The sequence below is a fragment of the Microbacterium sp. CCNWLW134 genome, from assembly GCF_037083565.1.
Lineage (GTDB): Bacteria > Actinomycetota > Actinomycetes > Actinomycetales > Microbacteriaceae > Microbacterium.
Genome location: NZ_JBAOJU010000002.1, coordinates 646,743 through 666,360 on the forward strand (window position 1 = coordinate 646,743; position 19,618 = coordinate 666,360).

The window sequence follows — 19,618 nt, forward strand, 5'->3', positions numbered from 1 at the left end:
CAGGACGCGTGACTCATTCCCGAACATCATCCGCCCGCCCGCGCACCAGCGACGGGAGCCGGTGGTCGATCAGGGTGAGGATGATGGCCAGCACGATGCCGATCGCGAGGACGACGAAGGAGTTGAGGACCGATGCGGTCAACCCGATCTCGGTGACGTCGAGGAACGGATACGGGTACCACCCGGTGATCGCCCCGTGGAGGAAGGTGTACACCAGCCACAGCACCGGCCAGATGAAGGCGAGGAGCGTCGTCGTCCACGAGATGCGGGGCCGCGGCCCGAAGATGAGCCAGCCGACGAGTGTCGCCCACGGCGCGATGTAGTGGAAGCCGATCGTGGCGACCAGCGCCCAGCCCTGTGGGTCGACGAGGCGGGCGAGGACGGTCTCGTAGACGAGGCCGGTGATGATGATGCCGAGCAGGGCATCCATACGGAGCACCCGCCACACCTTCCCGTCACGGTGCACGTTCAGCATCAGCGCAATCGACGTCGCGAGCACGAACAGGTTGCTCTGGATAGTGAAGAAGCTGAACAACCTGACCAGGCGTGTGCCGATGGGTCCGGTCGCGTTCGATCCGGAATTCGCGTCCTGTCCACCGGTGAGGATCAACACGATCTGAATCACCAGCGCGATGGCGACGACCACCGCGATCGCGCCGTACCAGGCCCGCGCGATCCGCACGCGGACGTCTTGTCTCTGCTCCGTCACCGTTGTCGTCATGTCTTCCCCCGATCCTGAAACGCTTTCCCCAGCCCGGCACATCGTATCCATCTGCCTGTGGGCCAGGGAACAACCGGAGAGAGGTGGCGTCATGCACCCAGCGCAGATCCGCCTCCCGCTCGACTGCAAGCGATTGCGGGGATGAGGCAACAAACCTCGTGGCACCCGCGCGAAACCGCAACGTTAAGGGATTCTCATGATGTAAGCGCTTGCAAACAGAACGCTTTCCCAGGTACGGTCACCCGGAGTCCCCCATCCGCACGTCGCCGTGCCGCCCCTTCAGGAGCCCCGTGTCGAAGCCGACCTCCTCCCGTGTCCGCCGCGTTCTGGCTGCCTTCACCGGCGCCGCGCTCGTCCTCAGCGGGAGCGTCGCGCTCACCCCCGCGGCCACCGCCGCGACCCCGCCCGACGATGCGCGCACCGTCGCCCTCGTCGGCTCCCTGCAGTCCGAGCTCGGCTGCTCCGATGACTGGCAGCCCGACTGCGCGGCCACCGAGCTCGCCCTCACCGACACCGAGGGTGTGTACGCGGCCGAGTTCGAGGTGCCCGCCGGCACCTACGAGTACAAGGTCGCGCTCAACGACGCATGGGATGAGGCCTACGGCCTCGACGGCGGCGCCGACAACATCCCGCTCACGATCGCCGGGCCCACCACCCTGCGCTTCACTTTCGACGACACCGTCGACCGAGTGGGTCTCGAAGCGCTCGGCCTCCGTGGCGGCTACGACGGCGCGGACGACGCGCTGGTCGCATCGCCGGTACGCCAGCCGGGCAGCGACGAGCAGTTCTACTTCGTCATGACCGACCGGTTCGCCAACGGCGACCCGACGAACGACACCGGCGGCTTCGAGGGCGACCGCCTCGCGACCGGGTTCGACCCGACCGACAAGGGCTTCTTCCACGGCGGCGACATCGCCGGTCTCCGCGCGAACCTCGACTACATCGAAGGTCTCGGAACGAGTGCGATCTGGCTGACCCCGAGCTTCGCCAACCGCCCGGTGCAGGGCGAGGGCGAGAACGCCAGCGCCGGGTACCACGGCTACTGGGTCACCGACTTCACCCGCATCGACCCGCACCTCGGTACCAACGAAGAGCTCGAGGCCCTCATCGCCGAGGCCCACGACCGCGGCATCAAGGTCTACTTCGACATCATCACCAACCACACCGCCGACGTGATCTCGTACGACGAGGGCCAGTACTCCTACATCGACCAGGCGACCTCGCCCTACCTCGATGCGGCCGGCAACGCCTTCACCCCCGATGACTACGCCGGCGGCGACACCTTCCCCGAGCTCGACCCCGCGACATCCTTCCCCTACACCCCGGTCATCGCCGAAGCCGATCAGAACGCCAAGACCCCCGAGTGGCTGAACGACCCGACGCTGTACCACAACCGCGGCGACTCGACCTGGTCGGGAGAGTCGGTCACCTACGGCGACTTCTCGGGCCTCGACGACCTGATGACCGAGCACCCCACGGTGGTCAACGGCTTCGTCGCGGTGTACCAGGACTGGATCGACCTCGGCATCGACGGGTTCCGCATCGACACCGCCAAGCACGTGAACTTCGAGTTCTGGGAGACGTGGTCGACCGAGGTGCTCGACTACGCCCACGCGCAGGGCAAGCCCGACTTCTTCATGTTCGGCGAGGTCTACGACGCCGACCCGGTGAAGCTCTCGCCCTACGTCCGCGACACCGACATGAACAGCGTGCTCGACTTCGCCTTCCAGTCGTCGGCCATCAGCTTCGCCGCGGGCAACAGCGCCAAGGGTCTGCGGAGCCTGTACGCCGGCGACGACCGGTACACCACCCCCGACAGCTCGGCGACCGCGCTGCCGACCTTCCTCGGCAACCACGACATGGGCCGGGTCGGATACTTCCTGAAGAACACGGATGACGCGCTGGCGCGCGACCTCCTCGCCCACGAGCTGATGTTCTTCGGCCGCGGCCAGCCGGTGGTCTACTACGGCGACGAGCAGGGCTTCGCCGGCGCCGACCCCGGAAACGACAAGAGCGCCCGCCAGAGCCTCTTCGCCAGCCAGGTCGCCGAGTACCAGGAGCAGACGCTCCTCACCGGCGAGACCGCGGGCTCGGTCGACCGCTTCGACACCGACGCCCCCGTCTACACCCACATCGCCGCGCTGTCGCAGCTGCGAGAAGACCACCCGGCGCTGTCGACCGGGGCGCAGATCGAGCGCTACGCCGACAACGGCGCGGGTGTCTACGCCTTCTCACGCGTCGACCGCGACGAGAAGACCGAGTACCTCGTCGCCCTGAACAACACCACGGCCGACAAGACCGTCGAGGTGACGACGTTGACGGCGGATGCCTCGTTCACCCCGATCTACGGCACCGACCAGGGCCTCACGACCGATGCCGCCTCGACGGCGTCGGTCACCGTCCCCGCCCTCTCGGCAGTGGTCTATCGCGCCGACGCGACCGTCACCGCCCCCGAGGCCGCACAGGAAATCTCGGTGTCTGCACCCGCCCCGGGCGCGGCGCTGACGGGTCAGGTGGCGATCGCAGCGGATGTCGCCGACGCGACCTGGCAGGAGACGAGCTTCGCCTGGCGGGTCGTCGGATCCGACGAGTGGACCTCGCTCGGCACGGCCGAGGACACCGACCCCCGCGTCTTTCACGACATCCGCGGCCTCCAGACCGGCACGCTGGTGGAGTATCGCGCGGTCAGCGTCGACGCCGCGGGGCAGCGTTCGGCGGCGTCGACCTACGCTTCGGTGGGTAACGCCGTGACGCTCGAGGTGCCCGAGGTTCCCGAGTCGCCGATCGACATGGTGACCGTGCCCGGAAGCCTCAACTCCGAGATGGGTTGCGCGGGCGACTGGGCCCCCGGCTGCGAGGCGGCGAAGCTCACCCTCGGCGCCGATGGCATCTGGAAGGGCACCTTCGACCTTCCGGCAGGGGACTACGAGTACAAGGTCGCCCTCAACGGATCGTGGGACGTCAACTACGGCGCGAACGGTGTGCTCGACGGGACCAACATCGCCATCACGCACGCCGGTGGTCCGATCACGTTCTACTTCGACCCGCGCTCGAACATCGTGCAGTCCACCGCCGAGGGTCCGATCGTGACGGTCCCCGGGTCGATGCAGGACGAGCTCGGCTGCGCCGGCGACTGGGCGCCGGACTGCCTCGCCACCCTCATGGCCGACGGCGACGGTGACGGCGTCTACGAGTTCACGACCGATCAGATCCCCGCCGGCGCCTACGAGGCGAAGGTCGCGCACGGCCTGAGCTGGGATGAGAACTACGGCGTCGGGGGCACGCCCGGGGGCGGCAACTACAGCTTCAGCGCCGCTGACGGCGAACTCATCGTCTTCCGCTACACCCTCGACACCCACCTGCTCGAGATCGAGGTGACGAACCCGCCGCTCGCGGGCACCGGTGAGCTCCGTGCGCACTGGATCGACGAGAACACCCTCGCCTGGCCGAGCGACCTCGGTGCGGACGCTGCTGACGCGACCTGGCAGCTGCACGCCTCGCCCGCGGCATCCCTCGCTCTCGAAGACGATGAGATCGTCGGCGGCGACGCGTTCGATCTGACCGTGATCGACGGAGGACTGACCGAGGATCAGCAGGCGCGGTTCCCGGCGCTTGCCGACTTCGTCGCGCTCGAACTCTCGGATGCCGACGCCGCGGCGCTGCTCCAGGGGCAGCTGATGGTGTCGCAGCGGGGCGCCGACGGCGCGGTCGCCGCGTTCACGGGTGTGCAGATCCCCGGTGTGCTCGACGACCTCTACGCCGGCGCGGTCGCCGACGTCGACCTCGGCGTGACCTTCGACGGCGACGTGCCGACCTTCCGCCTCTGGGCGCCGACGTCGCAGTCCGCGACCCTTCTGACCTGGGACGCCGGGGGAGACCCGGCCGACGCCGAGCGGCATGACGCCGAGTGGGACGCGGCATCCGGGGTCTGGACCGTCGAAGACGGCAGCGCCCTCGCGGGTGCGGAGTACCTCTGGGAGGTCGTCGTCTACGCCCCGTCGACCCGAGCGATCGAGACCAACCGGGTCACCGACCCCTACGCGGTCGCCCTGACGCTCAACTCGACCGCGTCCGTCGCCGTGGACCTCGCCGCCGACGACTGGCGTCCCGAGGCGTGGGAGGAGACCCCGGCGCCGGTCATCGACCGCCCGGTCGACCGCGCGATCTACGAGCTCCACGTCCGCGACTTCTCGATCGGTGACACCACGGTCCCCGAGGAGGAGCGCGGCACCTACCGGGCGTTCACGCGCGACAGCGCGGGCACCGCACAGCTGCGCGAACTCGCCGACGCCGGCATCAACACCGTGCACCTGCTCCCGACCTTCGACATCGCCACGATCGAGGAGGACCGTTCGCAGCAGGCGCAGCCCGACTGCGACCTGGCTTCGTACGGCCCCGCCGACACCGCGCAGCAGGCCTGCATCGAGGCGATCGCCGACGCCGACGGCTTCAACTGGGGCTACGACCCGTACCACTTCTCCACGCCCGAGGGCTCGTACGCCGTCGACGCCGAGGGCGGCGCGCGCGTGCACGAGTTCCGCGAGATGGTCGGGGCGCTGCACGGCATGGGGCTCCAGGTCGTGCTCGACCAGGTGTTCAACCACACCGCCCAGTCGGGTCAGGGCGAGAAGTCGGTGCTCGACAAGGTCGTACCGGGCTACTACCACCGCCTGAACCTCGCCGGGGGAGTGGAGACCTCCACCTGCTGCCAGAACGTCGCGACCGAGCACGAGCTCGCCGAGAAGCTCATGGTCGACTCGGTGGTGCTGTGGGCCAAGCAGTACAAGGTCGACGGATTCCGCTTCGACCTCATGGGCCACCACTCCAAGGCCAACATGCTCGCGGTGCGCGCCGCGCTCGACGAGCTGACCCTCGAAGAGGACGGCGTCGACGGTTCGGCGATCTATCTCTACGGCGAGGGCTGGAACTTCGGCGAGGTGGCGAACAACGCCCTGTTCGAGCAGGCCACGCAGGGTCAGCTCGGCGGCACCGGCATCGGCACCTTCAGCGACCGGCTGCGCGACGCCGTCCACGGCGGCAGCCCTGTGGCCGGTGAGACGGTGCAGCAGCAGGGCTTCGGCACCGGGCTCGGCACCGACCCCAACGGGGTGCCCATCAACGGCACGCCGGAGGAGGCGCTGGCCGACCTCGGACTGCAGACCGACCTGGTCAAGCTCGGGCTCGCGGGGAACCTCCGCGACTTCACGCTCACCGATCACACCGGTGCGGTGAGGGCCGGCGACGAACTCGATTACCGCGGGTCGCCCGCCGGCTACGCCGAGCAGCCCGACGAGATCATCACCTACGTCGACGCGCACGACAACGAGACGCTCTACGACCTGTCGGTGCTCAAGCTTCCGGCCGACACGGCGATGGCCGACCGGGTGCGCATGAACACCCTGTCGCTGGCGACGACCGCGTTCGCCCAGACGCCGTCGTTCTGGCACGCCGGCACCGAGCTGCTGCGCTCGAAGTCGCTGGACCGCAACAGCTACAACTCCGGCGACTGGTTCAATCGCATCGACTGGACCGGGCAGGAGTCGACCTTCGGCTCGGGTCTCCCGCGGGCGGCCGACAACGAGGACAAGTGGGCGATCATGAGCCCCCTGCTGGCGGATCCGGCCCTGAAGCCCGCTGCAGCCGACATCACCGCCGCCGAGGCATCCGCTCTGGATCTGCTGCGGACGCGCGAGGATGTCGACCTGCTGCGCCTCGGATCGGCGGCTCTCATCCAGGAGAAGGTGTCGTTCCCCGGCAGCGGCCCGGAGGCCCCTGCGGGCCTGTTGGTGATGCTCATCGACGACCTCCTCGGCGAGGATGTCGACCCCGAGCTGAGCGGTGCGCTGGTGGTCTTCAACGTCTCGCCCGACGCGGTCTCGCAGACGCTGCCCGAGCTCGAGGGGCGCTCGTTCGCCCTCGCGCCGACGCTCGCGGACGGCACCGACGAGGTCGTGAAGTCCACAGCGTGGGATGCCGCGACCGGCGACCTGACCGTGCCGGCGCGCTCCGTGGCGGTGCTGGTCGAGGGCCAGGCCGACGGCGGGTCCGGCGAGGAGCCCGGTGAGGGTCCCGGCGACGGATCCGGTGAGGGCCCCGGTGACGGATCGGGCGAGCAGCCTGGTGCAGGCTCGGGTGTCGGGTCGGATGACGACGGCGCGTCGACCGGCGGAGACTCGGCCGCCCCGGGTGTGCTGGGGGTGACCGGTTCGGAGCTGCCGTTCGGCCTCGCCATTGCGGCGGTGCTCCTCCTTCTCGGAGGGGCGCTGATGGTGATCCTTCGTCGGGCGGCGGCGCGGCGCGGCTGACCGCCCGTCACAGCGGACCACGTCGGGGTCGCGCAGGGTCTCACCCGAGATGTCCTGCGCGACCCCGACATCGGCTTACGCCGGAAGCGGCGAACCGACCCGAACCAGATTGCCGTCGGGGTCGACGAGCGCGAACTCGACCAGGCCGTACTCGGTGGTGGCGGGCGGCGTGATGCGGTGGCCGGTCGCCGCGTCGGGAACGACGTGCGCTCGCCACTGCTCGTACAGCGATTCGGCGTCGTCGACGTAGAGGTAGCACATGCTCGCCGTGGTCAGCGGGTCGAGCTCGGGGTCTTCCGAGAAGTGAAGCGCGATGTCGCCGCGCGCGAGGATCAGGTAGTGCCACTCCTCGGGGGGCCGTGATCCGCGATCTTCGAAGCCGAGCGCCTCGTAGAACCGCAGGGTTCGCCGCAGATCGCGGCTGAGCAGGATGGGGACGGCCGACTCGCGCACGACGCCAGGCTAGCGCTGCCCCGCGTCAGAAGCCGTCGAGCACCGGGCCGCCGAAGATCAGCAGCGCCGCCGCGGCCACGGTGGCAAGGGTGGCCAGCAGCAGTCCGATGACGAGGACCGTGCCACCGATGGAGAGCAGGAAGGCCGTCGATTTACTCATACCTCGACGCTAGGAATCGGATGCCGCGACGGCATCGGCCCCGGGGTGTATCCCCGTCCCTCGCGAGGATGACCTTCGCCGCCCGCGCGGCCCGTCACGGCCCGCCGCGGCTCGCTCCCACGACGACCCGTCGCAGCTCGCTCCCGCCGCGACCCGTCGAAAAGTGCGGCCCGTTGCCCGTCGCGACCGCCGTTTGTGACGGCTCGCGGGAACCGGCGTGGTTCGCGCGGCTCGCTCCCGCCACGACCCGTCGAAAAGTGCGGCTCGTCGCGGGTCACGCCCGCCGTTTCTGACGGCTCGCGGGAACCGGCGTGGTTCGCGCGGCCCGCTCCCGCCGCGACCCGTCGAAAAGTGCGGCCCGTTGCGCGTCGCGACCGCCGTTTGTGACGGCTCGCGGGGAGGGGGACGGGGAGAGCGGGCCGCGCGTCGCCCGGTGGCCGGGGATAGCCTGCTCGCATGCGGCGCGGCACGACGTGGATCATCGGTGGCATCGGCCTCATCCTGAGCGGGGCTCTCGGGCTCCTCGGTGCGGGTTCTGCGGGCCTTGCAGGATCGGGCGTTCTGGCGATCCTGCAGAACGTCGCGTTCGCGGCATCCGCTCTTCTTCTGGCCGTCGGGATGACGCGAGCCGACAGCGTCGTCGCCCGGCGACCGACCGGTGTCGTCGCCGTCGCCATCCTCGCGCTGTGGCCTCTCATCGCCGAAGGCGCGGCCGCGGCAATCGGCGCGGTGGAGCCGGATGCCGCAGCAGCGTGGACGGTGCTCGGCTACGCGTCGATTCTCGTCCCGACAGCCGCGGGACTCATCGCTGCGGTCGCAATCCTGCGCGCTGGCACCGTGCCCGACCCGTGGCGGTGGGCGCCGATGTGGGTACTCGCGTTCCAGGTCGGGGCCTGGGCGCTCACGCAGGCGCTCGCGGTCGCCCTCGGGCCCGATGTACTCAGCATCAACGGGGTCTTCCTGCTCCTGGGAGCGCTCGCGTTCCTCGCGGGGACGGTGGGGCTTGGTGTTCTGGCGGTGATCCTGGGGTCGCGACGTCGCGGCGCGACCGTCGAGGTCTTTCGGTCTTCGTGACCCGTCAAGAAGTGCGGCTCGGAGGGCGCCGCACCCGCAGATCGTGACGGCTCGCGGCGGATCTGGTCGTCGAGCCAGAGCCGGAAGCCGGAGACGCGGGAGGGCCCCCGGACCGTGGTCCGAGGGCCCTCCTGCGTTGTGTGGGTTACTCGCCGGCGGGGGTGGTGCGGCGGCGGAGGGCGAACAGCACGCCTCCCGCGACCAGCAGCAGCGCCGCGCCCAGGGCGGCGCCGAGCGGCAGCTCCGCGCCGGTGACACCGAGCTGACCGGCGGTCGAACCCGTGCCCGAACCGCTGCCCGTGCCCGAGCCCGAACCGTTCCCGGCGCCGGGGGTCGATCCGCCGTCTCCATCACCGGGTGCCGGGGTCTCCCCAACGACCGCGCGGCCGAGCGGCGCCGGCTCGACGACCTCGAACTCCTCGAAGTACGCCACGGATGCCGCGAGGTCGACCTGACCGGAGTCGGCCACGTTCGTGCCCTCGGCCAGGGTGAAGAAGTTGTCTCCACCGGCCGCGAGGAACGAGTTGGTCACGATGGTCAGCTCGTCGTCGGCGCCGATCGCCTCACCGTTCAGCGACATCGACAGGATGCGCGAGCCGGCGGCGGCGTTCGGGTCGTAGATGTAGGAGAAGCCCTCCGACACACCCAGGTGCAGCTTCGGCCGTGACGAGCCTTCGGGCTGCCACTGCTCCTCGAGCACCTGCTCGAGCTGCGCACCGGTGAGAGTCAGGGTCACGAGCGTGTTGGCGAACGGCTGCACGTTGGCGACGTCGCGGTAGGTGACCGTGCCGTCCTCGCCGAACAGCAGGTCGGCGCGGAGGCCACCCGGGTTCATCAGCGCGATCTGCGCAGGCGTGCCCGCGTACGACTCGTTCGACGTCGCCCACAGGTACATGTCGGCCACGAGGTTGCCGAGCGACGACTCGACGCCGCGGTCGTCACCCGGAGGGGTGCCGCCCCGGACGATGTCGCCCGTGATCGACCCGACCTCGACGCTGCCGAGCTCGTCGGCGACCTCGACGGCGTCGGCGACGATCGCCTCGACCTCGGGATCGGCGGCGAACAGCGGCGCGTCATCCTCGCCGACCAGGGGCACCAGCGACCCGCCGATCGAGACGAGCTCGCCGGAGGTGGTGTCCACGGAGATGTCGAGCTTGCCGAGCATCGTTCCGTACTGGTTCGCCTGGATGACCGGGCGCTCCGTTCCGGCGACACCGTTCACCGGCACCTCGCAGGCATACGGCTGATGGGTGTGACCCGACACGATCGCGTCGATCTCCGCCGATGCGCCGTTCACGAGCGCGGCGTAATCGCTGTCGCCCTGAGCGATGGTCGCGCAGTCCTCGGTCGGTGCCCCGTCGTGGGTGAGCAGCACGATCACGTCGGCGGCATCCGTCTCGGTGATCTCGGCCGCGACGCGGTTGGCCGCCTCGAGCTGATCGCCGAACTCGATCTCGGTGATGCCCGCGGGGCTCACGAGGGTCGCGGTGTCGGCGGTGACGGTGCCGATGAAGGCCACCCGCACGCCGTCGACCTCCTCGACGACGTACTCCTGCAGCGCGGGCTCATCGGTCCCCGCGAGGTACACGTTCGCGCCCAGAGCGTACGGAGCCCCGGCGACCTCGTCGCCCTGGCCGTAGCGAGGTATGACGCGGTCGACCAGATCGGCGAAGCCGGCGTCGAACTCGTGGTTGCCCACGGCTCCCAGGTCGAGGCCCGCCTCGACCAGTGCGTCGATCGTGGGGTTGTCCTGCTGGATGAACGACGTGAACGTCGACGCGCCGATCATGTCGCCCGACGAGACGAACAGCGTGTTGGGGTTCTCCGACTCGAACTGCGACACCGCACCCGCGATCACCGCGGCGCCGGCCTCGCCGTTGCCGGAGTTCGGCTCGATGCGACCGTGGAAGTCGTTGATCGTCAGCACCTGCACGTCGGTCGTGGTGTCGAGGGTCGAGTCCACCGAGTAGACGGTGGTCGTCCCCGAGACCTCGTTGCCGACCGCGAGGAGCGGAGCGCCGGTGGGGGAGTCCTCGGCGGCGACGAAGGCGATGCCCTCGGGGCCGAGATCGCCCGCGGCGGCGAGGCCTGCGGAATCCGTCGCGTCCTCACCCGACACCGAGAAATCGCGGTTGTTGAGGTAGGTGACGAACGAGGCATCCGCGGGGCTGCTCAGATCGAAGACCATGATGCCGCCGACGCGCTCGAGGCCGACGAACGCGTAGGGCACGCCGTCGATCTCGCCGACCGTGACGCTCTCGGGCTCGGGGCCCTTGGCGTCACTGCGCGTGTCGAACTCGGACGCGCCGTGGTCGGAGTTGAAGTTCGCGGGAACAAGCTCGGCGGTGATGCGCTCGAAGGCGTCACCCGAGTCCCAGACCAGCTCGCCGGCGGTGTTCCAGATCGAGAACGAGCGCGCGCCGTAGGAGAAGAGCTCCTCGTAGCATCCGTCGGTCTCGTTGAAGCCGTCTTCCTTCGACACGGCCAGGCGACCGAGGTCGGCCGTTCCGGTCAGCGAAGCGAGCGGGCTGTCGGCGCACACGGGGCCGTATCCGTCGGCGGCGAGGTTCGCCACGCGCGACTCGTCGATGTAGTCACCCCACTCGCGCACATCCCCCTCGTTCGCGGTGACGAGGTAGGTCGCGCCACCGGCGGTGTACGAGTCGATGGCGTCGGGCATGTACATGCCGTTCAGGCCGGGGTAGGTGTCGATGTTGACGGCGGGGCCGTCGGCGGCGCCGTCGCGGTCGCTGGCGTCCAGGCCCGCGCCGTCGACGCCGTGGTCCTTGGTGCCCAGCGGCACGATCGCCGCCACGGTCGCCGACGCGAGGTCGACGACGGCGAGCGAGTTCGCCTCCTGCAGCGTGACGTACGCGGTGGTGCCGTCGACGGTGATGTACTCGGGCTCGAGGTTGCGGCTCACCGGCAGGTCGCCCGCCGGGTTCGGCCCGAACACGCGCACACCCTCGGGGAGGGGCAGCGACCCGCCCTCCTCGAAGTCGCGGAAGTCGGCGGTCGCGACGTCGTCGGCCGTCGGCGCGGTCAGCGTGTCGGGGAGGCTCACCACGCTGATCGACCCCTCGGGGTCGACGGTGAAGTCGTCGGAGGGCTCACCCTCGTTGGCTGCCACGGCGTACTGCCCGTCGGCAGAGATGGTCACCATGTCGGGCAGCGCCCCGACGGTCACCGAGCCGAGCGTCGCCGACGCAGCATCCGCCGCGTTCGCGTCGAAGAAGAGCAGCGACCCGGCGTCGGTCTTCACCGGCGCTTCGAGGGCGATGACACCGAGCCCGTCCTCGCGGACGGCGACGGAGTTCGCCACGCCGGTCCCGGCGATCTCGAACGCCTTGGTGATCGCGGTCGGGTCGGAGTAGTCGAGCACGTCCACGGTCGCCGCCTGCGCGTTGACCACGAAGAGGCGGTCGCCGTAGGCGGCGACGATCTCGGCGGCGCCCTCGTCGAAGACGCCGGTTTCGAACGAGCCGAGCGGCGTCAGCGACAGCGCTGCGTCGTCGGCGGAGGTGGTGATCGGGTCGGTGACGATGGCGCCGAACGCCGCGCCCGGCGCGAGCGCCAGGGAACAGGCGACGGCCGCCGCGGTCAAGCCGGCCGCGGCGCGTCGATGAGATGAAGGCATGAATGTCCTCAGGTCGGGCGTGCCGGGGCGCACGCTTCTCGTGTCTAGCCAGGGCACGTTTCGAATGGGTGAACCAGCCGGAAACGAACTGATACTCCGGAGACCTCGTAAATACATGGATGTCCATCTAAAATGATCAACGTGCCAAGGACGGCACGGAAGGAGCGGACGGATGTCGCAAACGATCACCCCCCACGCAAGCGAAACGCCATCGCGGCCGCAGCCGGTCGCCATGACTGAGGAGGATCGTGCCGCCATCCTCGAGGCGGTGCGCGACTTCGCCGCGACCGAGATCGCCCCCTATGCGCTGGAGTGGGACGAGAAGAAGATTTTCCCGCGAGACGTCCTCGCCCGTGCCGGCGAGCTGGGCCTGGGCGGACTGTACGTCGCGGAGGACGTCGGGGGCACCGCCCTTGCGCGCGTCGACGCGGTGGCGATCGTCGAGGAGCTCGCTCACGCAGACCCCTCGATCGCCGCGTACATCACGATCCACAACATGGTCGCGTGGATGATCGACACCTTCGGCACCGACGCACAGCGTGAGGAGTGGCTCCCGCGTTTGACGGCCATGACCGACTTCGGCGGCTACTGCCTCACCGAACCCGGCGCCGGCTCCGATGCCGCAGCCCTCACGACCAGCGCCGTCCGCCAGGGTGATGACTACGTCCTCACCGGCGTGAAGCAGTTCATCTCCGGCGGCGGCGAGGCATCGGTGTACGTCGTGATGGCGCGCACGGGCGAGCCGGGTGCCAAGGGGATCACCGCGTTCCTCGTCCCCGGCGACACCCCGGGGCTGTCGTTCGGCCCGAACGAGAAGAAGATGGGCTGGAACGCCCAGCCCACCCGTCAGGTCATTCTCGACGAGGTGCGCGTTCCCGCCGCGAACATCCTGGGTGAGGAGGGTCGCGGCTTCCGCATCGCCATGACCGCGCTGAACGGTGGCCGCATCAACATCGCCGCGTGCTCCCTCGGCGGTGCGCAATGGGCGCTCGACCGTGCGATCCGCTACGTCCACGAGCGGTTCACATTCGGCGAGCCCCTCGCCGAGAAGCAGGCGGTGGTCTTCGCGCTCGCCGACATGGCGACCGAGCTGCGTGCCGCGCGTGCCATGGTGCGGGATGCCGCGCTGGCGCTCGACCGGCACGACCCCGATGTCGCCATGCAGTGCGCGATGGCCAAACGATTCGCCACCGACGTGGGATTCCGCGTCGCCAACGACGCGCTCCAACTGCACGGCGGCTACGGCTACCTGCACGACTACGGCATCGAGAAGGTGGTGCGCGACCTGCGCGTGCATCAGATCCTCGAGGGGACCAACGAGATCATGCGCGTCATCATCGGCCGCGAACTGCTGGGGGGATGACGGTGCGCACCGCCTTCCTCGGACTCGGCCACATGGGTGCCCCGATGGCGCGGAACCTCGCCGCAGCGGGCCACGAGGTCATCGGATTCGATGTCTCGACCGCGGCGCGCGAGAGCGCGGCGACGGCAGGCCTGTCGGTCGTCGACGCACCGCACGAGGCGGTGGCCGAGGCATCCGTCGTCATCACCATGTTCCAGACCGGGCGTCAGGTCATCGACGCCTATGAGGGCGGACTCCTCGCCGCAGCACCCGCCGACACGCTCTTCATCGACTGCTCCACGATCTCGGTCGAAGATGCCCGCCTCGCGCACGGATGCGCCGAGGCGGCTGGTCACCGAGCGCTCGATGCGCCGGTCTCGGGCGGGGTCGTCGGCGCCGAGAACGCCACCCTGGCGTTCATGGTCGGGGGAAGTGAGGAGGACTTCGCCGCGGGAGAACCGCTGCTGTCGGCCATGGGTCGCCGAGTGGTGCACTGCGGCGGCGCGGGTCTCGGGCAGGCGGCGAAGGTCTGCAACAACATGATCCTCGCCGCCTCGCAGATCGTGGTCGCCGAGGCCTTCGTGCTCGGAGAGCGGCTGGGGCTCAGTCACCAGGCCCTGTTCGACGTCGCGTCGAACGCGTCGGGTCAGTGCTGGGCGCTCACCACGAACTGCCCCGTGCCGGGGCCGGTGCCGACGAGCCCGGCGAACTGCGACTACCAGCCGGGCTTCGCCGGAGCCCTCATGGCCAAAGACCTCGGACTCGCCGCCGACGCGATCGCTCACACGGGGGTCGATGCCCGCGTCGGACTGCTCGCCCGTGATCTGTACCGCGCATTCGCGGACGGCGCCGGGGCCGGGCAGGATTTCTCCGGGATCATCACGATGATCCGATCCGGAAGCGACGACCCTGGAGGACGAGGATGACCGAATACGAGACGATCCTGGCCGAGACGCGCGGACGGGTCGGGTGGATCACGCTGAACCGGCCGAAGGCGCTGAATGCCCTGAACACGACGGTGATGCGCGAGATCGTCGACGTGACGACCCGGTGGGACGCCGATGACCGCATCGGTGCGATCGTCGTCACCGGCTCGGAACGGGCCTTCGCCGCCGGTGCCGACATCAAGGAGATGGAGGAGAAGTCGGGCCTCGAGATGCTCATGACCGATCACTTCGGCGGCTGGGCGCGATTCGCGGCGCTGCGCACCCCCGTGATCGCGGCCGTCTCGGGCTACGCACTCGGCGGCGGGTGCGAGCTGGCGATGATGTGCGACATCATCCTCGCCGCCGACACCGCCGTGTTCGGCCAGCCCGAGGTGAACCTCGGTGTGATCCCCGGCATGGGCGCGACGCAGCGCCTCGTCCGCGCCGTCGGGCCCTACAAGGCCGCCGAGCTCATCCTGTCGGGGCGGAACATGACCGCCGACGAGGCGGAGCGCGCAGGGCTGGTGTCACGTGTCGTGCCGGCATCCGATCTCCTCGAGGAGACGACCGCGCTCGCCGAGTCGATCGCGTCGAAGTCGCTGCCGTCGCTGTACGCCGCGAAGGCGGCGCTGGATGCCGCCCAGGAGACCTCGCTCGCCGAGGGACTGCGTTTCGAGCGGCAGGCGTTCGCCGCGCTGTTCGACACCGCCGACCAGAAAGAAGGCATGCGCGCGTTCCGCGAGAAGCGTCCGGCGGAGTTCCAGAACCGGTGAGCTACAGCGGTTCGGGGGTCGGGCGCGGGTCGTCGAAATCGCCGGCCGCGCGGCGCATGCGGGCGATGATCGAGACGAGCTCGTCGGTGTCTTCGGCGCTCAGGCCCGGCTCGGAGAAGACCTGGGCGTTGAGGGCTGCCGTGGCGCGTTCGGCGAGGTCGCGCCCGGCATCGGTGAGGACGACGAGCGTGGCCCGCCCATCGACGGGGTGCGGCTCGCGACGGACGTACCCGTCGGCCTGCAGCCGGTCGACCGTGTTGGTCACGCTCGTGGGATGCACCTGCAAGCGGGCGGAGGCTGACGCCATGGGCATGCGCCCGGCGCGGCTGAAGCTCAGGAGGGTCAACAGCTCGTACCGGGCGAAGGTCAGGCGGAACGGGCGGAGCGCCGCATCCACCCGCGCGAGCATCAGCTGCTGGGCGCGCATGATCGACGTGACGGCGGTCATGCCGGCAGCGGCATCCGTCCAGCCGTGCGCGAGCCACTGGCGTTTCGCTTCGGCGATCGGATCGACCGGCAGACGTCGGGCCACGGCGACTCCTTCCCGCTCCCACGGTACCGGGATCCCAGCCCGAGTCCCGGCTGCCGCCGGCACCCGCGGCAATAGACTCGATCAGACGGACAAGGAGGCTCCATGAAGATCGTGGTGCTGATCAAAGAGGTACCCGACACATGGGGCGATCGGAAGCTGAGCTTGGAGACCGGGCTCGCCGAACGCGACGCCAGCGATCGAGTGCTGGATGAGATCTGCGAACGCGCCCTCGAGGTGGGCCTTTCGTACGCCGACGCGCATGAGGGCACCGAGGTGGTCGTGCTGTCGATGGCGTCGGAAGCGTCGACGGCGACGGTGCGAAAGGGTCTTGCGATGGGGGCGGCGTCGGCGGTGCACGTGGTCGACGGCGACCTTCTCGGCGCCGACATGGGACTGACGGCTGAGGTGCTCGCGGCGACGCTCCAGCGGATCGGGTTCGATCTCGTGATCGCCGGCAACCTCTCCACCGACGGCTCGGGCGGGATGATCCCGGCGATGGTGGCCGAGATCCTGGATGTGCCGAGCGCGACGAATCTGACGTCGGTCGAGATCTCCGACGGCGCCGTCGAGGGTGTCCGGCTCAGCGATGCCGGCTCGATGCGGCTGCGGGCCGAACTGCCGGCGGTGGTCTCGATCACCGAGGCGCTCCCCGACGCGCGGTTCCCCAATTTCAAGGGCATCATGGCCGCGAAAAAGAAGCCGTTCGAGACGCTCAGCCTCGCCGACCTCGGCCTCGACGCCGCCGATCCCGAGGCGGCTCGCTCGATCGTCATCTCGCTGGCCGAGCGGCCGCCGCGCGAGGCGGGCGTGAAGATCGTCGACGAGGGCGACGCCGGGCAGAAGCTCGCCGACTTCCTCGCTGAGAACCGGCTGGTGTGAGGGCGTGATGGCTGAATACGCGGATGACGCGATCCTGGTCCTTCTGGACGTGATGCCCTCGGGTGAGCTCGCCAAGAGCGCAGCGGGGCTCATCGGGGCGGCTGCTGCGGTGGGGACACCGGTGGCACTCGTGGTGACGGACGACGGCGCTGCGGTCGCCGCGGCGGCCGCGGCGCTCGGCGCCGGCACGGTCCTCGTCGCGGCCCCGGGAGAGGGCCTCTCGGTTCCGGTCGTCGATGCGCTCGACGCCGCCGTGGCCGAGGTGCGGCCCGATGCCGTGCTGATCTCGCACTCGGTCGAAGGCCGCGAGGTGGCCGGACGCTTCGCCGCACGCTCCCGCTCGGGTCTGTGCGCTGACGCGGTGGGCGTCTCCCGCGACGCCGAAGGCATCGTCGCGCACCACTCCGTCTTCGGGGCGGCCTACAACGTCGACGCGGCGGTCACCTGGGGTGCGCCGGTCATCACCGTGCGGCAGGGCGCCATCGAGGCGCGCGCCGAGGCGGTGGCGGCGCCGGTCGTGGAAACGCTGACCGTATCGGGGTCGGGCCGGCGCGCGGCATCCGTCCTCTCGGTCGTGGAGGCCGTCGCGACGTCGAGCCGGCCGGAGCTCCGAGGAGCGACGAAGGTCGTCTCGGGGGGCCGGGGACTCGGATCGGCTGAGAAGTTCGCGCTCGTGGAGCAGCTGGCCGACGTGCTCGGCGCCGCCGTGGGGGCCTCACGGGCGGCCGTCGACGCCGGCTATGTTCCCCAGTCGTATCAGGTCGGGCAGACCGGTGTCTCGGTGTCGCCGCAGCTGTATGTCGCTCTCGGCATCTCGGGTGCGATTCAGCACAAGGCGGGCATGCAGACGGCCAAGACGATCGTCGCGATCAACAGGGACGGCGACGCGCCGATCTTCGGGATCGCCGATTTCGGTGTCGTGGGTGACCTCTTCACCGTCGTGCCGCAGCTAATCGAGGCGCTCGAGGCGAAGAAGAAGGCGTAACGGATGGCGACGTTCGCGCGGACCATGCGTCGTGGCCTGCCCCGGGTCGCCGGCGGCAACCCCTGGCCTCCGCCGGGTGAGGTGCCCCCGGTCGTTGAGGAGCGGCCGGCAGTTGAGGCCCCGCAGACTGAACAGCGAGCGCAGCGGGTCGAAACGCCCGCCCACCCGTCAGAAAACGTCGCTCCCGCGGCATCCGGGCAGCAGAAATCGACGGATCGCGAGCCCAGGCGGATGCGACAGGGTCTGCCTCGGGTCGTCGGCGGTGAGCCGTGGCCACCGGCTGCGGCCACGCCCGGAGGCGCCCCGCGGCCGCAGACCGACGAGGCAACGCCCAAGCCCGCGGCCGCGCCCGCGGCCGGCCGGGCGGGCGCGCGAGCGGGCGCGGAGCGAGCGGTGACCCGCGAAACACCCGCCGACCCGTCAGAAAACGTCGCCCCCGCGGCATCCACCCCGCAGGAATCGACGGCTCGCGGGGGAGAGAGGGTCCGACGCGGGCTTCCTCGGGTCGCGGGCGGTAACCCGTGGCCGCCGGCTGATTTCACGCCGCGCCCTCGTGCTGCCGCAGCGCCGCCAGCCGATGCGTCGGCGCGTGCTGCCACCCTCGTCGCCGACCCGGCAGAATCGGCGGCTCCCGCGCCATCGGGGCAGCAGGAATCGACGGCTCGCGACGGTGACGCTCGCGTCCCCGCTGCGACCGCTCCCCCCGCATCGGCGGATATCGCCGTCGCGTCCGCGCCCGCGGGCCCCCGCGCCCCGTTGCCGTTCACCCCGACCGTGTTCCCCGGTGCCGCGGCATCCGTTCGTCTTGCCCCGCCTGCCGAGCCCCGCCGCATCGGTCCGTACACCCCGCTCCAGTGGGCGGGGGTCGCCGCCGTCGGCGGCTTCACGCTGCTCGTCGCGGCGGGACTCGTCGTCGTGATCGTGCGGTTCCTCCTGAGCATCCCGCCCCTGCAGGGGTTCGTGGAGCAGTTCCCGGGTGAGTACCACCTTCCCGAGTGGGCACCGGTCGGCATTCCCGCCTGGCTCGGCTGGCAGCACTTCTTCAACGTCTTCCTGATGGTGCTGATCATCCGCACCGGGCTCCAGGTGCGCACCGAGAAGCGGCCGACGGTGTTCTGGAGCCCGAAGGGCAACAAGCGCCGCAAGATCAGCCTCAACCTGTGGCTGCATCAGGCGCTCGACGTGCTGTGGGTGGCCAACGGCATCATCTACGTCGTCCTGCTCTTCACCACCGGTCAGTGGGTGCGCATCGTGCCGACGAGCTGGGAGGTCATCCCCAACGCCGTCAGCGCGGGCCTGCAGTACCTCTCGCTCGACTGGCCGACCGAGAACGGCTGGGTCAACTACAACTCCCTGCAGCAGCTGGCGTACTTCGCCACGGTGTTCATCGCAGCGCCGCTGGCGATCATCACCGGAGTGCGCATGAGCGGCTTCTGGCCGAAGGACGCCGCGCGCCTGAACCGGCTTTACCCGGTGGAATGGGCGCGCAAGGTGCACTTCCCGGTGATGCTCTACTTCGTGGTCTTCATCATCTTCCACGTGACGCTCGTCTTCGCCACCGGCGCTCTTCGCAACCTCAACCACATGTATGCCGCCCAGGGCTCGGTCGACCCGAACGCCTATGCCGACAACTGGGCGGGGCTCCTCATCTTCACCCTGTCGCTCGGCATCATCGTCGCGGGGTGGGTCGCCGCCCGGCCCCTCGTCGTCGCGCCGATCGCCCGCCTGTTCGGCACGGTGAAGAGCCGGTGAGCGGGCGGGATCACCGCACCGGGGGATAACCCCCGGTGAAGAGTCCGGATGCCTCGGGCGCGCCGAACGGGCCGCAGTT

The 19,618-nt window shown here is 69.9% G+C and carries 13 protein-coding genes; 8 read left to right on the forward strand and 5 right to left on the reverse strand.

The window, feature by feature from the left end; genetic code table 11:
- Positions 1 to 13: 13 nt before the first annotated feature.
- Positions 14 to 721, reverse strand: a complete 708-nt coding sequence (locus V6S02_RS13715) for a Pr6Pr family membrane protein (RefSeq protein WP_336401293.1) — start codon at positions 719 to 721, stop codon at positions 14 to 16.
- Between the two features lie 290 nt (positions 722 to 1,011).
- Between V6S02_RS13715 and pulA the strand changes: the two genes are divergently transcribed.
- Positions 1,012 to 7,026 carry a pullulanase-type alpha-1,6-glucosidase gene (gene pulA / locus V6S02_RS13720; RefSeq protein WP_336401294.1) on the forward strand — a complete coding sequence of 2,005 codons (6,015 nt, stop codon included), beginning with the start codon at positions 1,012 to 1,014 and terminating at the stop codon, positions 7,024 to 7,026.
- A 75-nt stretch (positions 7,027 to 7,101) separates the two neighbouring features.
- Here pulA and V6S02_RS13725 read toward each other — a convergent pair whose 3' ends face one another.
- Together V6S02_RS13725 and V6S02_RS13730 are read right to left on the reverse strand one after the other, a co-directional pair.
- Positions 7,102 to 7,479, reverse strand: coding sequence for a bleomycin resistance protein (locus tag V6S02_RS13725; protein ID WP_141939861.1), 378 nt, complete (start codon positions 7,477 to 7,479; stop codon positions 7,102 to 7,104).
- A 25-nt stretch (positions 7,480 to 7,504) separates the two neighbouring features.
- Entirely contained in the window at positions 7,505 to 7,639 is a 135-nt protein-coding gene (locus tag V6S02_RS13730) for a hypothetical protein (protein WP_268815541.1), read from the reverse strand.
- Positions 7,640 to 8,095: 456 nt separating this feature from the next.
- Here V6S02_RS13730 and V6S02_RS13735 point away from each other — a divergent pair, with 456 nt between their 5' ends.
- The gene (locus V6S02_RS13735; protein WP_336401295.1) at positions 8,096 to 8,713 is read left to right on the forward strand and encodes a hypothetical protein; all 618 of its coding nucleotides are present in this window, start codon (positions 8,096 to 8,098) and stop codon (positions 8,711 to 8,713) included.
- Positions 8,714 to 8,858: 145 nt separating this feature from the next.
- On the opposite strand, the gene V6S02_RS13740 is transcribed toward V6S02_RS13735, so the two are convergent.
- The gene (locus V6S02_RS13740) at positions 8,859 to 12,350 is read right to left on the reverse strand and encodes a choice-of-anchor I family protein (RefSeq protein WP_336401296.1); all 3,492 of its coding nucleotides are present in this window, start codon (positions 12,348 to 12,350) and stop codon (positions 8,859 to 8,861) included.
- Between the two features lie 232 nt (positions 12,351 to 12,582).
- On the opposite strand from V6S02_RS13740, the gene V6S02_RS13745 reads away from it, so the two are divergent.
- From V6S02_RS13745 to V6S02_RS13755, 3 genes are read left to right on the forward strand one after another with little or no spacing between them, the layout of a single operon-like run.
- Positions 12,583 to 13,713, forward strand: a complete 1,131-nt coding sequence (locus tag V6S02_RS13745; RefSeq protein WP_336401297.1) for an acyl-CoA dehydrogenase family protein — start codon at positions 12,583 to 12,585, stop codon at positions 13,711 to 13,713.
- Entirely contained in the window at positions 13,710 to 14,618 is a 909-nt protein-coding gene (gene mmsB / locus V6S02_RS13750) for a 3-hydroxyisobutyrate dehydrogenase (RefSeq protein WP_336401298.1), read from the forward strand. Before V6S02_RS13745 ends, mmsB begins: the two co-directional genes overlap by 4 nt.
- Positions 14,615 to 15,391 carry an enoyl-CoA hydratase-related protein gene (locus V6S02_RS13755; RefSeq protein ID WP_336401299.1) on the forward strand — a complete coding sequence of 259 codons (777 nt, stop codon included), beginning with the start codon at positions 14,615 to 14,617 and terminating at the stop codon, positions 15,389 to 15,391. Before mmsB ends, V6S02_RS13755 begins: the two co-directional genes overlap by 4 nt.
- A gap of 1 nt (position 15,392) precedes the next feature.
- On the opposite strand, the gene V6S02_RS13760 is transcribed toward V6S02_RS13755, so the two are convergent.
- Positions 15,393 to 15,923, reverse strand: coding sequence for a MarR family winged helix-turn-helix transcriptional regulator (locus tag V6S02_RS13760; RefSeq protein WP_336401300.1), 531 nt, complete (start codon positions 15,921 to 15,923; stop codon positions 15,393 to 15,395).
- A gap of 102 nt (positions 15,924 to 16,025) precedes the next feature.
- Here V6S02_RS13760 and V6S02_RS13765 point away from each other — a divergent pair, with 102 nt between their 5' ends.
- The 3 genes from V6S02_RS13765 (at position 16,026) to V6S02_RS13775 (ending at position 19,539) form a co-directional block, all read left to right on the forward strand.
- Positions 16,026 to 16,802: an electron transfer flavoprotein subunit beta/FixA family protein gene (locus V6S02_RS13765; RefSeq protein WP_124292364.1), complete on the forward strand. Its 777-nt coding sequence runs from the start codon at positions 16,026 to 16,028 to the stop codon at positions 16,800 to 16,802.
- A gap of 7 nt (positions 16,803 to 16,809) precedes the next feature.
- Positions 16,810 to 17,787, forward strand: a complete 978-nt coding sequence (locus V6S02_RS13770) for an electron transfer flavoprotein subunit alpha/FixB family protein (RefSeq protein WP_336401301.1) — start codon at positions 16,810 to 16,812, stop codon at positions 17,785 to 17,787.
- Positions 17,788 to 18,180: 393 nt separating this feature from the next.
- Positions 18,181 to 19,539, forward strand: coding sequence for a cytochrome b/b6 domain-containing protein (locus V6S02_RS13775; RefSeq protein ID WP_336401302.1), 1,359 nt, complete (start codon positions 18,181 to 18,183; stop codon positions 19,537 to 19,539).
- The last annotated feature ends 79 nt before the right edge of the window (positions 19,540 to 19,618 follow it).